The 14,049-nt window shown below is 40.5% G+C and carries 10 protein-coding genes; all 10 read left to right on the forward strand.

Annotated elements, in window-relative coordinates; translation table 11 throughout:
• On the forward strand, window positions 1-1,005 hold a 1,005-nt coding region (locus O3658_RS10145), incomplete at its 5' end, for an SIALI-17 repeat-containing surface protein (protein ID WP_371561355.1).
• A 398-nt stretch (window positions 1,006-1,403) separates the two neighbouring features.
• Complete coding sequence (locus O3658_RS10150) at window positions 1,404-2,102, forward strand: N-acetylmannosamine-6-phosphate 2-epimerase (RefSeq protein WP_001135656.1); 699 nt, start codon at window positions 1,404-1,406, stop codon at window positions 2,100-2,102.
• A gap of 114 nt (window positions 2,103-2,216) precedes the next feature.
• Window positions 2,217-3,542: an ABC transporter substrate-binding protein gene (locus O3658_RS10155; RefSeq protein WP_371561359.1), complete on the forward strand. Its 1,326-nt coding sequence runs from the start codon at window positions 2,217-2,219 to the stop codon at window positions 3,540-3,542.
• Window positions 3,543-3,775: 233 nt separating this feature from the next.
• Window positions 3,776-4,642, forward strand: coding sequence for a carbohydrate ABC transporter permease (locus O3658_RS10160; RefSeq protein ID WP_075227343.1), 867 nt, complete (start codon window positions 3,776-3,778; stop codon window positions 4,640-4,642).
• A 15-nt stretch (window positions 4,643-4,657) separates the two neighbouring features.
• Window positions 4,658-5,500 carry a carbohydrate ABC transporter permease gene (locus tag O3658_RS10165; protein ID WP_001183246.1) on the forward strand — a complete coding sequence of 281 codons (843 nt, stop codon included), beginning with the start codon at window positions 4,658-4,660 and terminating at the stop codon, window positions 5,498-5,500.
• A 200-nt stretch (window positions 5,501-5,700) separates the two neighbouring features.
• The gene (locus O3658_RS10170) at window positions 5,701-6,153 is read left to right on the forward strand and encodes a YhcH/YjgK/YiaL family protein (RefSeq protein WP_371561377.1); all 453 of its coding nucleotides are present in this window, start codon (window positions 5,701-5,703) and stop codon (window positions 6,151-6,153) included.
• Window positions 6,154-6,174: 21 nt separating this feature from the next.
• A complete protein-coding gene (locus O3658_RS10175; protein ID WP_371561363.1) occupies window positions 6,175-6,825 on the forward strand; it encodes a DUF624 domain-containing protein in 651 nt (216 codons plus the stop codon).
• Between the two features lie 164 nt (window positions 6,826-6,989).
• On the forward strand, window positions 6,990-7,907 hold the full coding sequence (locus O3658_RS10180; RefSeq protein WP_371561366.1) for a dihydrodipicolinate synthase family protein: 918 nt from the start codon (window positions 6,990-6,992) through the stop codon (window positions 7,905-7,907).
• Between the two features lie 15 nt (window positions 7,908-7,922).
• The gene (locus tag O3658_RS10185; RefSeq protein ID WP_371561369.1) at window positions 7,923-8,807 is read left to right on the forward strand and encodes an ROK family protein; all 885 of its coding nucleotides are present in this window, start codon (window positions 7,923-7,925) and stop codon (window positions 8,805-8,807) included.
• Between the two features lie 323 nt (window positions 8,808-9,130).
• On the forward strand, window positions 9,131-14,049 hold a 4,919-nt coding region (locus O3658_RS10190), incomplete at its 3' end, for an alpha-L-fucosidase (protein WP_371561372.1).

A 14,049-nucleotide genomic window follows, 5' to 3' on the forward strand; every position in this document is an offset into this window, starting at 1 on the left:
TCAGAGTTCGAAGGCGGTGTGAATGGAGTAGAGTCCGCTAAGTCAGACACTTCAACCTTTGAAGGTGGTGTCAATGGCGAAGAAGGAGCTAAGTCAGAGAGTCCAGAGTTCGAAGGCGGTGTGAATGGAGTAGAGTCCGCTAAGTCAGACACTTCAACCTTTGAAGGTGGTGTCAATGGCGAAGAAGGAGCTAAGGCAGAAAGTACAGAGTACGCAGGCGGTGTGAATGCAGTAGAATCCGCTAAGCTAGAGGTGCCAGAATATACAGGCGGTGTGAATGCAGTAGAATCCGCTAAGTTAGAAGCTCCAGAATACACAGGTGGTGTCAATGCAGTGGAATCCGCTAAGTTAGATTCTCCAGAATACACAGGTGGTGTCAATGCAGTGGAATCCGCTAAGTTAGAGGTGCCAGAATATACAAGTGGTGTAAATGGAGTAGAATCTGCTAAGTTAGAAGTTCCAGAGTACACAGGTGGCGTCAATGGAGTAGAGGCTGCTAAGTTAGAAGTTCCAGAGTACACAGGTGGCGTCAATGGAGTAGAGGCTGCTAAGTTAGAAGTTCCAGAATACACAGGTGGCGTCAATGCAGTAGAATCTGCTAAGTTAGAAGCACCAGAGTATACAAGTGGTGTAAATGGAGTAGAATCTGCTAAGTTAGAAGTTCCAGAGTATACAGGTGGTGTAAATGGAGTAGAATCTGCTAAGTTAGAAGTTCCAGAGTACACAGGTGGTGTCAATGGAGTGGAATCTGCTAAGTTAGAAGTTCCAGAGTACACAGGTGGTGTTAATGGGCTAGAAGCTGCTATCCATGAGGTCTCAGAGTATAAGGGAGAACAGTCAATTGTGGTTCAAGCTATGGCACAAGATAAAACTTATCAAGCCCCTGCTGCTCGTCAGCAACTTCTTCCTGAAACAGGAAGTGAAGATCTTGCTCCTCTTGCCTCTCTAGGACTTGTAGGAATGCTCCTAGGTATGTTTGCTTTGGGGAAGAGAAAAGAAGCTTAGTCAAATCGTTGAAAGTGAAGGTTTCCTTAGTGAAACTAAATCTTATACTCAATGAAAATCAAAGAGCAAACTAGGAAGCTAGCCGCAGGCTGTACTTGAGTACGGCAAGGGGACGCTGACGTGGTTTGAATTTGATTTTCGAAGAGTATTAGTTAGAAAGGGTCGTAACGAAAATTAGTTACGGCCTTTTTCTTTCATGTTTGCGAGAAAAAGGGCTGGTTTCAAGATTTAAGAAGTGTTGGGATAGATTTTAGGTCCCTGAAACTACTTTCAGAAGAAACTGTTGCATAAAATTGTTTTGAAACTCCAATCTATTCTAGCACAAGTTATTGAAAGCGCTTTAATAATAAGCTATAATAGTCACATAAACACAAAGGAAAAGAAAAGGAGGAAAGTAGATGCCACAAATTAGTAAAGAAGCCTTGATTGAACAAATCAAAGATGGAATCATCGTTTCTTGTCAGGCACTTCCTCATGAACCGCTCTACACAGAAGCGGGAGGAGTAATCCCCTTGTTGGTAAAAGCAGCTGAACAAGGTGGTGCAGTCGGTATCCGAGCAAACAGTGTTCGAGATATCAAGGAAATTAAAGAGGTCACTAAACTTCCGATTATCGGAATTATTAAACGTGATTATCCACCACAGGAACCATTCATCACAGCGACTATGAGAGAGGTAGATGAACTAGCAGCTCTTGACATCGAAGTCATTGCTCTGGACTGTACCAAACGTGAACGTCATGATGGCTTGGAGATCCAAGAATTTATCCGTCAGATCAAAGAAAAATATCCAAATCAACTCTTGATGGCTGACACAAGTACCTTTGAGGAAGGTCTAACAGCAGTTGAAGCGGGAATTGACTTTGTCGGAACAACCTTGTCAGGTTACACTTCTTACAGTCCAAAAGTGGATGGTCCAGACTTTGAACTCATCAAGAAACTCTGTGATGCAGGAGTGGACGTCATCGCTGAAGGAAAAATTCACACACCAGAACAAGCTAAGCAAATCCTAGGTTACGGAGTGCGAGGTATCGTAGTTGGTGGCGCTATTACTAGACCAAAAGAGATTACGGAACGCTTCGTTGCCGGTCTTAAATAACATAATATAAAAAACGAGGAGAGTGGTTGATTAGTAGGAAAAAATGAAAACGTATACAAAGTCGACATTGCTCATTATCCAATATGGATACGCTTATCAATTAGGAGAATACAAATGAAATTTAGAAAACTAGCTTGTACAGTACTTGCGGGTGCTGCGGTTCTATCACTTGCTGCTTGTGGCAAATCAGACGCTAACAAAGATGCTGCCAAATCAGGCGATGCAGCAGCAACAACAGAAATTACTTGGTGGGCATTCCCGGTATTTACTCAAGAAAAATCTGGTGACGGTGTTGGAACTTATGAAAAATCTATCATCGAAGCTTTCGAAAAAGCAAATCCAGATATCAAAGTTAAATTAGAAACAATCGACTTCAAATCTGGACCAGAAAAAATCACAACAGCTATCGAAGCTGGTACAGCTCCAGATGTACTTTTCGATGCACCAGGTCGTATCATCAATTACGGTAAAAATGGTAAATTGGCTGAGTTGAATGACCTCTTTACAGATGAATTTGTGAAAGATGTTAACAACGAAAACATCGTACAAGCAAGTAAAGCTGGTGACAAAGCATACATGTATCCAATCAGTTCTGCACCATTCTACATGGCTATGAACAAGAAAATGTTGGAAGATGCTGGTGTAGCTAACCTTGTTAAAGAAGGTTGGACAACTGATGATTTTGAAAAAGTCTTGAAAGCACTTAAAGATAAAGGATACACTCCAGGTTCATTGTTCAGTTCAGGTCAAGGGGGAGACCAAGGAACACGCGCCTTCATCGCTAACCTTTATGGCGGTTCTGTAACTGATAAAGAAGTAACTAAATATACAACTGACGATCCTAAATTCGTTAAAGGTCTTGAAAAAGCATCAAGCTGGATCAAAGATGGTTTGTTGAACAACGGTTCACAATTTGACGGTGGAGCAGACATCCAAAACTTTGCAAACGGTCAAACTTCTTACACAATCCTTTGGGCACCAGCTCAAAATGGTATCCAAGCTAAACTTTTGGAATCAAGTAAAGTTGAAGTGGTAGAAGTACCATTCCCATCTGATTCAGGTAAACCAGCTCTTGAATACCTTGTAAACGGATTTGCAGTATTTAACAACAAAGACGAAAAGAAAGTCGCAGCAGCTAAGAAATTCATCCAATTCATCGCAGATGACAAAGAATGGGGTCCTAAAGACGTAGTTCGTACAGGTGCATTCCCAGTTCGTACTTCATTTGGAAAACTTTATGATGACAAACGTATGGAAACAATCGGTAGTTGGACTCAATACTACTCACCATACTACAACACAATCGACGGATTTGCTGAAATGAGAACACTTTGGTTCCCAATGTTGCAAGCTGTATCAAATGGTGACGAACAACCTGCTGCAGCTTTGAAAGCATTCACTGAAAAAGCGAACGAAACAATCAAAAAAGCAGCTAAATAATAAGCCCTAAATAAAAACTGAAATCCCCCCTTTTCCCTGAGCACATCTGTGTATGAAAAGGGGGGCTTTTGTTTGAAATAGAAGCAACTGACAGGTCAAAATTAAAATGAAGTTTTTACATTGACGAATCTTAGAAAAATTTCATTTTGATTTTAGATCAGGGTCAGATAACAGTCAAAAAAACAAAACTATGTGAAAGTGAGGTGCCGACTGTGAAAATCAATAAAATTCGCATGCGGGAAACTATTATTTCCTACGCATTCCTAGCACCAGTATTAATCTTCTTTACCGTCTTCGTTTTAGCTCCAATGATCATGGGCTTCATCACTAGTTTCTTCAACTATTCGATGACTAGCTTTGAGTTTGTGGGCTTGGACAACTACATCCGTATGTTTAAAGACCCTGTCTTTACAAAATCTTTGATTAATACCGTAATCTTGGTTATTGGGTCTGTACCAGTCGTTGTACTCTTCTCGCTCTTTGTAGCATCACAAACTTACCAACAAAATGCCATCGCTAGATCTTTCTACCGTTTCGTCTTCTTCCTTCCTGTAGTAACAGGTAGTGTTGCTGTAACAGTAGTATGGAAATGGATCTACGATCCACTATCAGGTATTTTGAACTTCGTGCTTAAGTCAAGCCACATCATCAGCCAAAACATTTCTTGGTTGGGAGATAAAAACTGGGCTTTGATGGCGATTATGATTATCCTTTTGACAACATCAGTTGGTCAACCAATCATTCTTTACATCGCTGCAATGGGTAATATTGATAATTCACTTGTAGAAGCAGCTCGTGTTGACGGTGCGACTGAATTTCAAGTATTCTGGAAGATTAAATGGCCAAGCCTTCTTCCAACAACACTTTATATCGCAATCATTACAACCATCAACTCATTCCAATGTTTCGCCTTGATTCAATTGTTGACATCTGGTGGTCCAAACTACTCAACAAGTACACTTATGTACTACCTCTACGAAAAAGCCTTCCAATTGACTGAATATGGCTATGCCAATACTATTGGTGTATTCTTGGCAGTTATGATTGCCCTTGTCAGCTTCGCTCAATTCAAGATCCTCGGAAACGATGTAGAATACTAAGGAAAGGAGACAGCTATGCAACCTACACAACAAAAGAAACCATTAACAGCCTTTACTGTTATTTCAACAATCATTTTGCTCTTGTTGACTGTACTGTTTATCTTCCCATTCTACTGGATCTTGACAGGTGCATTCAAATCACAACCAGATACCATTATGATTCCACCACAATGGTTCCCTAAAGCTCCAACAATGGAGAACTTCCAACAATTGATGGTGCAAAACCCAGCCTTGCAATGGATGTGGAATTCAGTCTTCATTTCTTTAGTAACGATGTTCTTGGTTTGTGCAACCTCTTCACTAGCAGGTTATGTATTGGCTAAGAAACGTTTCTATGGTCAACGCATTCTATTTGCAATCTTTATCGCTGCCATGGCTCTTCCAAAACAAGTTGTCCTTGTACCATTGGTACGTATCGTCAACTTCATGGGAATCCATGACACTCTTTGGGCAGTTATCTTGCCTTTAATCGGATGGCCATTCGGGGTCTTCCTCATGAAACAGTTCAGTGAAAACATTCCTACAGAATTGCTCGAATCTGCTAAAATCGATGGATGCGGTGAGATTCGTACTTTCTGGAGCGTAGCCTTCCCTATTGTGAAGCCAGGATTTGCAGCTCTTGCAATCTTTACCTTCATCAATACTTGGAATGACTACTTCATGCAATTGGTAATGTTGACTTCACGTCAAAACTTGACCATCTCGCTCGGTGTTGCGACTATGCAGGCCGAGATGGCAACCAACTATGGTTTGATCATGGCAGGGGCTGCCCTTGCAGCTGTGCCAATCGTAACAGTCTTCCTTGTCTTCCAAAAATCCTTCACTCAAGGGATTACTATGGGAGCTGTCAAAGGATAGTACTCTGCGAAAATTGAATATAGTACAAATTGTTTATCAGTATGCAGCAGTATAGTTGATAGACTAAGAGAATACAGGATATATAAGTGTCTACAAAATGGAGAGGAGTTGCTTACTTCATGAAGTTTTGTTAGACACTTATAAACTTACTGGCTAGACATCTTATGTCTGAAGGTAACAATCAGGTAAAGGAAATTACTATGATTTTTGATGATTTAAAAAACATTAGCTTTTACAAAGGAATTCATCCTAATCTAGATAAGGCTATTGATTATCTCTATGAGCATCGTAAAGATAGTTTTGAATTAGGCAAATACGAGATTGATGGAGATAAGGTTTTCTTGGTTGTACAGGAAAATGTTCTCAACAAAGAAGAAAATGATCGCTTTGAGCATCATAAAAACTATGCAGATTTGCATTTGTTAGTTGAAGGACATGAGTACTCTAGCTATGGTTCTCGCGTTAAAGATGAGGCTGTAGCCTTTGATGAAGCCAGTGATATTGGCTTTGTCCATTGTCATGAACAATACCCACTCTTGTTGGGTTATCACAATTTTGCAGTCTTTTTCCCAGGTGAACCTCATCAGCCTAATGGCTATGCAGGTATGGAAGATAAAGTTCGCAAATACTTATTTAAAATTTTAATCGATTAGTCAAGTTAGGAGGAGCAAACAATGGCACATAAAGGATCTGGATTGATAAAAGCGGCATTTGATACGGATAACTTTCTGATGCGTTTTTGTGAGAAAGTGTTAGATATCGTGACGGTTAACCTACTCTTTGTTGTATCTTGTTTGCCTATTGTGACGATCGGAGTAGCGAAGATCAGTCTCTATCAGACAATCTTCGAAGTTAAGGGTAGTCGTCGTGTTCCTGTTTTTAAAACTTATATGAGAGCCTTTAAGCAAAATTTGAAATTAGGCCTCCAGTTAGGTTTGTTGGAATTAGGGATTTTTCTGATTAGTGTGGTTGACTTATCACTATTCTGGGGGCAAACCAGCCTAGGCTTCCAGCTAATTAAGGCCATTTGCTTGGGAATTCTGATATTTTTAACCCTAGTTATGTTGGCTAGCTATCCAATTGCTGCACGCTATGACTTAACTTGGAAAGAAGTTCTTCAAAAGGGCTTGCTCTTGGTAAGCTTTAACTTCGTGTGGTTCTTCTTGATGCTTGCGATTATTTTATTAATCATGATGCTTCTCTATCTATCAGGCTTTACTCTAGTACTTGGTGGTTCAGCATTTCTACTTTTTGGCTTTGGCCTTCTTGCTTTTTGCCAAGCTGGATTAATGGAAAAATTGTTTGCTAAATATCAAGCAGATTGAAAATGATATGAAACTACTTTCAAACATGAAAAGCTACGAGAGATGAATAGAAATTAAAATCTAAGTGGCTAAGATGTATTGAAAGCGCTTTTCACAAGGTGTATACTAAAATAGTAAAAAATCATCTGCCCAGAGCAGATAAAAAGAAATCTTAGGAGAAATCTATGTCAGATTTAAAAAAATATGAAGGCGTCATTCCTGCCTTCTACGCATGTTATGATGATGCGGGCGAAGTAAGCCCAGAACGTACTCGTGCTTTGGTGCAATACTTTATTGATAAAGGTGTTCAAGGACTTTATGTCAATGGTTCTTCAGGTGAATGTATCTACCAAAGCGTAGAAGACCGCAAATTGATCTTGGAAGAAGTCATGGCAGTTGCTAAAGGTAAATTGACCATTATTGCTCACGTGGCTTGCAACAATACTAAAGACAGTATCGAACTTGCTCGTCATGCAGAAAGCTTGGGTGTTGATGCTATCGCAACAATCCCACCAATTTACTTCCGTTTGCCTGAGTACTCAGTTGCGAAATACTGGAACGACATCAGTGCAGCAGCACCAAACACAGACTACGTTATCTACAACATTCCTCAATTGGCAGGTGTTGCTTTGACTCCAAGTCTTTACACAGAAATGTTGAAGAACCCACGTGTTATCGGTGTTAAAAACTCTTCAATGCCAGTTCAAGATATCCAAACTTTTGTTAGTCTTGGTGGTGATGATCATATCGTCTTTAACGGTCCAGATGAACAATTCCTAGGTGGACGTCTCATGGGTGCAAAAGCTGGTATCGGTGGTACTTATGGTGCTATGCCAGAACTCTTCTTGAAACTCAACCAATTGATTGCAGACAAAGACTTAGAAACAGCGCGTGAATTGCAATATGCAATCAACACTATCATTGGTAAATTGACTGCTGCACATGGAAACATGTACGGTGTGATCAAAGAAGTCTTGAAAATCAATGAAGGACTTAACATCGGATCAGTTCGTTCTCCACTGACACCAGTGACCGAAGAAGATCGTCCAGTTGTTGAAGCAGCTGCGGCATTGATTCGTGAAACTAAGGAGCGTTTCCTCTAATCAATAGGAGGCTTTATGACTAATTACGTTGCAATTGATATTGGTGGAACTAATATCAAATACGGTTTGATTGACCAAGATGGACAACTTGTGGAGTCTCATGAAGTTCCGACTGAGGCTCATAAAGGTGGTCCACACATCTTACAGAAAACAAAAGATATCGTAGCTAGCTATCTAGAAAAAGGTCCTGTGTCAGGTGTCGCCATTTCCTCTGCGGGAATGGTTGACCCTGATAAGGGTGAGATTTTCTATGCTGGTCCACAAATTCCAAACTATGCCGGAACTCAATTTAAAAAAGAAATTGAAAGTAGCTTTGGAATCCCATGTGAAATTGAAAATGATGTCAACTGCGCAGGACTTGCAGAAGCTGTCTCAGGATCTGGAAAGGGCGCAAGTATTACTCTTTGCTTGACAATTGGAACAGGTATCGGTGGTTGCTTAATCATTGATGGCCAAGTTTTCCATGGCTTTAGTAATTCTGCCTGTGAAGTTGGTTATTTGCACATGCAAGATGGAGCCTTCCAAGATTTAGCCTCTACGACAGCACTTGTTAAGTATGTCGCTGATGCACATGGTGATGAGGTAGAACAGTGGAATGGTCGCCGAATTTTCAAGGAAGCAACCGAAGGCAACAAACTCTGTATGGAGGGGATTGACCGCATGGTAGACTATCTTGGGAAAGGTCTTGCTAACATTTGTTATGTTGCCAATCCTGAGGTTGTTATACTAGGTGGTGGTATTATGGGGCAGGAAGCGATTTTGAAACCAAAAATTCGTAAAGCTCTAAAAAATGCGCTTGTTCCAAGTCTAGCGGAAAAAACAAGATTAGAATTTGCGCATCATCAAAATACTGCAGGTATGCTTGGAGCATACTATCACTTCAAAACAAAACAATCCTAAGTTGGCCTTGCCAATTTAGGATTTTTTGGTGCTAAATAGTAGCAAAAATATTCAGTAAAAATCTAGTTAAAACTTTGGAAACCCTTGCATTTTTCAAGATAATATAGTATATTTATTATACTGCAGAAACTCTAGGTAAAATTTTTGCTAATGGAAGCATTATTTTATTTTCAAAAAATGTAAGCGATTTCTAAAAGCTTGTATTTGTTCAAAATAAATAGCTCAGAGAAAGAATTTTAAGCTAGGGAATCAAACAAAAAATGTCGCCAGCTAAAGCTGGGCTTGGGCAGTAGCTGACTGCTCTAGAATAGTAGGAGTATTTGATGAAACAATATTTTTTAGAAAAAGGTAGAATATTTAGTATTCGTAAGCTAACTGTCGGTGTTGCTTCTGTAGCTGTTGGTCTTGCTTTTTTTGCATCTGGGAATGTTGCGGCCAATGAAGTCGTTACGGAACCAAAACTTGAAGTGGATAGTCAAGCAAAAGAAGTGGCAGATACAAGCAAGGAAACTCCAGGAGTTGCCAAAGAAGTAGCTGAAAAACCAGCTCCTCTTGCAGAAAATGCAGTAGAAGAATCAGGTGATTTACTCCCTGAAGAAATTCCTGATCGAGCTTATCCTGATACGCCAGTGAAAAAAATGGATACTTCAGCCATTGTTTCAGAGAAAGAAAGTCCACAAGTAGAGACTAAGAGCATTTTGAAACCTACAGAAGTGGCTCCATCTGAAAGCGAAAAAGAAAATAGAGCCATTATCAATGACGGACAAGACCTTAAGCATATTAATTATGAAGGTCAACCAGCTACATCAGCGGCGATGGTTTATACAATTTTCAGTTCACCTCTAGCAGGTGGTGGAACTCAGCGTTACCTCAATTCAGGTTCTGGTATCTTTGTGGCTCCAAACATCATGTTGACAGTGGCTCATAATTTCTTGAAGAAGGATGCCGAAACCAATGCTGGTAATATCTTAGGCGGTGATACTGCTAAGTTCTATTACAATGTAGGTTCAAATTCTGCTAAGAATAATTCTTTACCAACTTCAGGAAAAACTGTTTTGTTCCAAGAAAAGGACATCCATTTCTGGAATAAAGAGAAGTTTGGTGAAGGGTACAAAAATGACCTAGCCTTGGTTGTGGCTCCAGTTCCAGTACAGATTGCAAGCCCAAATAAGGCTGCAACCTTTACTCCTTTAGCTGAGTACCGTACCTATAACCCTGGTGAGCCAGTTAGCACGATCGGCTACCCAACAGATTCTACTTCTCCAGAATTGAAAGAACCAATCGTACCTGGTCAATTGTATAAGGCTGATGGTGTTGTTAAAGGTACTGAAAAGTATGATGATAAGGGAACAGTTGGTGTCACTTACCGTTTGACTTCTGTATCAGGTCTTTCAGGTGGAGGTATCATCAACGGTGATGGCAAAGTTATCGGTATTCACCAACGTGGTACAGTTGATAATATGAACATTCCTGAAAAAGACCGTTTCGGTGGAGGTCTTGTCCTATCTCCAGAACAACTAGCATGGGCTAAAGGCATCATTGATAAATACGGTGTTAAAGGCTGGTATCAAGGCGATAACGGTAGCCGTTATTATTTCACTCCAGAGGGAGAAATGCTCAGAAATAAGACAGCAGTTATTGGCGAAAATAAATACTCTTTCGATGAAAGCGGTGTAGCAACTCTTCTTGAAGGTGTTGAATATGGACGAGTTGTTATCGAACACGTAGACCAGAAAGATAATCCAGTCAAAGAAAACGATACTTTTGTTGAAAAGACAGAAGTTGGAACTCAGTTCGACTATAACTATAAAACAGAAATTGAAAAGACTGACTTCTTCAAGAAGAATAAAGAAAAATATGAGATTGTATCAATTGATGGCAAAGCTGTCAATAAACAGCTAAAAGATGCCTGGGGAGAGGATTATAGCGTTGTGAGCAAGGCTCCTGCAGGAACTCGCGTTATCAAGGTTGTTTATAAAGTCAATAAAGGTTCCTTCGACCTTCGTTACCGCTTGAAAGGTACAGATCAAGAATTGGCACCTGCAACTGTGGACAACAACGAAGGAAAAGAATATGAAGTTTCCTTTGTCCATAGATTCCAAGCTAAAGAAATCACGGGCTACCGTGCAGTAAATGCAAGCCAAGAAGCTACCATCCAACACAAAGGAGTGAACCAAGTTATTTTTGAATACGAAAAGATTGAAGATCCAAAACCAGTAACACCAGTCACTCCAGTCGTTGATCCAAAAGATGAAGAAACAGAAATTGCTGCTTATGGACCACTTCCAAGCAAGGCACAATTGGACTACCACAAGGAAGAATTGGCCGCCTTCATCCACTATGGTATGAATACTTATACCAACTCTGAATGGGGGAACGGTAGAGAAAATCCTCAAAACTTTAACCCAACTAACCTTGATACAGACCAGTGGATTAAGACTTTGAAGGATGCCGGATTCAAACGAACAATCATGGTTGTAAAACACCACGACGGTTTTGTGATTTATCCATCTAAATATACAGACCACACGGTTGCTGCTAGTCCATGGAAAGATGGTAAGGGAGACCTTCTCGAAGAAATCTCTAAATCAGCGACTAAGTATGACATGAATATGGGTGTTTACCTATCACCATGGGATGCTAATAACCCTAAATATCATGTTTCAACTGAGAAAGAGTACAATGAATACTATCTCAACCAACTCAAGGAAATCCTTGGAAATCCTAAATACGGTAACAATGGTAAATTCATCGAAGTTTGGATGGACGGTGCGCGTGGTAGCGGAGCTCAAAAAGTAACCTACACCTTTGACGAGTGGTTCAAGTACATCAAGGAAGCTGAAGGAGATATCGCTATCTTCTCTGCTCAACCAACAAGTGTCCGTTGGATCGGTAATGAACGTGGTATCGCTGGAGATCCAGTTTGGCATAAGGTTAAGAAAGCTAAAATCACTGACGATGTGAAGAATGACTATCTCAACCACGGAGATCCAGATGGTGATATGTACTCTGTAGGTGAAGCAGATGTTTCTATCCGTTCAGGTTGGTTCTACCATGACAATCAACAACCAAAATCAATCAAAGATTTGATGGATATCTACTTCAAGTCTGTTGGTCGTGGAACGCCACTTCTACTCAACATTCCACCAAATAAAGAAGGTAAATTCGCAGATGCAGACGTCGCTCGTTTGAAAGAATTCCGAGCAACCTTGGATCAAATGTATGCAACTGATTTTGCTAAAGGCGCAACAGTTACTGCAAGCTCTACTCGTAAGAATCACTTGTACCAAGCAAGCAACCTAACCGATGGTAAGGATGATACTAGTTGGGCATTGTCAAATGATGCCAAGACAGGTGAATTTACTGTGGATCTCGGTCAAAAGAGACGCTTTGACGTAGTCGAACTAAAAGAAGATATTGCTAAAGGTCAACGTATCTCTGGATTTAAGGTTGAAGTTGAGCTCAATGGTCGCTGGGTTCCATATGGAGAAGGTTCGACTGTTGGTTATCGTCGTCTCGTCCAAGGTCAACCTGTGGAAGCACAAAAGATTCGTGTGACTATTACTGGTGCGCAAGCAACACCTATTTTGACAAACTTCTCTGTTTATAAAACTCCAAGCAGTATCGAGAAAACAGATGGTTACCCTCTAGGACTAGATTACCATTCAAATACAACAGCAGATAAAGCAAATACAACTTGGTATGACGAATCTGAAGGTATCCGCGGAACTTCTATGTGGACTAACCAAAAAGATGCAAGCGTCACTTACCGTTTCAACGGAACTAAGGCTTATGTCGTATCTACAGTGGATCCAAACCACGGTGAAATGTCGGTTTACGTTGATGGTCAAAAGGTTGCAGACGTACAAACCAATAATGCAGCTCGTAAACGTAGCCAGATAGTTTATGAAACAGATGACTTGGCTCCAGGTGAACACACCATCAAACTCGTCAACAAAACTGGCAAAGCTATTGCAACTGAAGGTATCTATACGCTCAATAATGCTGGTAAAGGTATGTTTGAGTTGAAAGAAACAACCTATGAAGTTCAAAAAGGACAACCAGTTACTGTAACCATTAAACGTGTTGGTGGTAGCAAGGGAGCTGCGACAGTTCATGTTGTGACTGAGCCAGGAACAGGGGTTCACGGTAAGGTTTATAAAGATACAACAGCTGATTTGACCTTCCAAGATGGTGAAACAGAAAAGACTTTGACAATTCCGACAATTGACTTTACTGAACAAGCTGATTCAATCTTTGACTTTAAAGTGAAAATGACTAGCGCTTCAGACGATGCCTTGCTTGGATTTGCAACTGAAGCAACTGTTCGAGTAATGAAGGCTGAATTGCTTCAAAAAGATCAAGTCAGTCATGATGATCAGGCAAGTCAACTTGACTATAGCCCAGGTTGGCACCATGAAACCAATTCATCAGGTAAATACCAAAACACTGAGTCTTGGGCGTCATTTGGTCGTTTAACAGAAGAGCAAAAGAAAAATGCTAGTGTAACAGCCTACTTCTACGGTACAGGTTTAGAAATTAAAGGTTTTGTAGACCCAGGTCATGGTATCTACAAGGTGACGTTAGACGGTAGAAGAGTCGAGTATCAAGATGGCCTAGGTAATGCGTCTGAATACAACGGTAAGAAGTACTTCAGTGGTACAGCTGCCACACGTCAAGGTGATCAGACTCTCGTTCGTTTGACAGGACTTGAAGAAGGTTGGCATGCTGTAACCTTGCAATTGGATCCAAAACGTAATGATACTACGAAAAATATTGGTATCCAAGTTGACCAGTTTATCACTCATGGAGAAGATAGTGCTCTTTATACCAAAGAAGAGTTGCTTCAAGCTATGAAGAACTGGAAGGATGAATTGGATAAATTTGACCAAACAAGCTTGAAGAACACTCCAGAGGCGCGTCAAGCCTTCAAGTCAAACTTGGACAAATTATCAGAACAACTTTCAGCAAGTTCTGCAAATGCACAAGAAGTTCTGAAAACAGCAACAGTTCTGCAAACGATCCTTGATAAGGAAGAAAACTACGGTGTCGAAGAAACACCAGCCCAACCAGAAGAGCCTAACTATGATAAGGCTATGGCAAGTCTGACAGAGGCCATCCAAAACAAGAGCAAGGAACTAGGTGATGATAAGGAAGCTAAGAAGAAACTAGTTGAGTTGTCCGAGCAAGCCATCGCAGCGATTGAAGCAGCCAAGACTCAGGATGCAGTCGATAAGGCCTT

Origin of the sequence: Streptococcus sp. 27098_8_69 (genome assembly GCF_041432445.1) — a bacterium.
Classification (GTDB): Bacteria; Bacillota; Bacilli; order Lactobacillales; family Streptococcaceae; genus Streptococcus.

What these genes read in the sequence shown, in the direction of transcription:
- O3658_RS10185 (WP_371561369.1), top strand. Translation starts at nt 7,923, where the DNA reads ATGACTAATTACGTTGCAATTGATATTGGTGGAACTAATATCAAATAC.
- O3658_RS10175 (WP_371561363.1), top strand. Translation starts at nt 6,175, where the DNA reads ATGGCACATAAAGGATCTGGATTGATAAAAGCGGCATTTGATACGGAT.
- O3658_RS10165 (WP_001183246.1), top strand. Translation starts at nt 4,658, where the DNA reads ATGCAACCTACACAACAAAAGAAACCATTAACAGCCTTTACTGTTATT.
- O3658_RS10180 (WP_371561366.1), top strand. Translation starts at nt 6,990, where the DNA reads ATGTCAGATTTAAAAAAATATGAAGGCGTCATTCCTGCCTTCTACGCA.
- O3658_RS10155 (WP_371561359.1), top strand. Translation starts at nt 2,217, where the DNA reads ATGAAATTTAGAAAACTAGCTTGTACAGTACTTGCGGGTGCTGCGGTT.
- O3658_RS10150 (WP_001135656.1), top strand. Translation starts at nt 1,404, where the DNA reads ATGCCACAAATTAGTAAAGAAGCCTTGATTGAACAAATCAAAGATGGA.
- O3658_RS10160 (WP_075227343.1), top strand. Translation starts at nt 3,776, where the DNA reads ATGCGGGAAACTATTATTTCCTACGCATTCCTAGCACCAGTATTAATC.
- O3658_RS10170 (WP_371561377.1), top strand. Translation starts at nt 5,701, where the DNA reads ATGATTTTTGATGATTTAAAAAACATTAGCTTTTACAAAGGAATTCAT.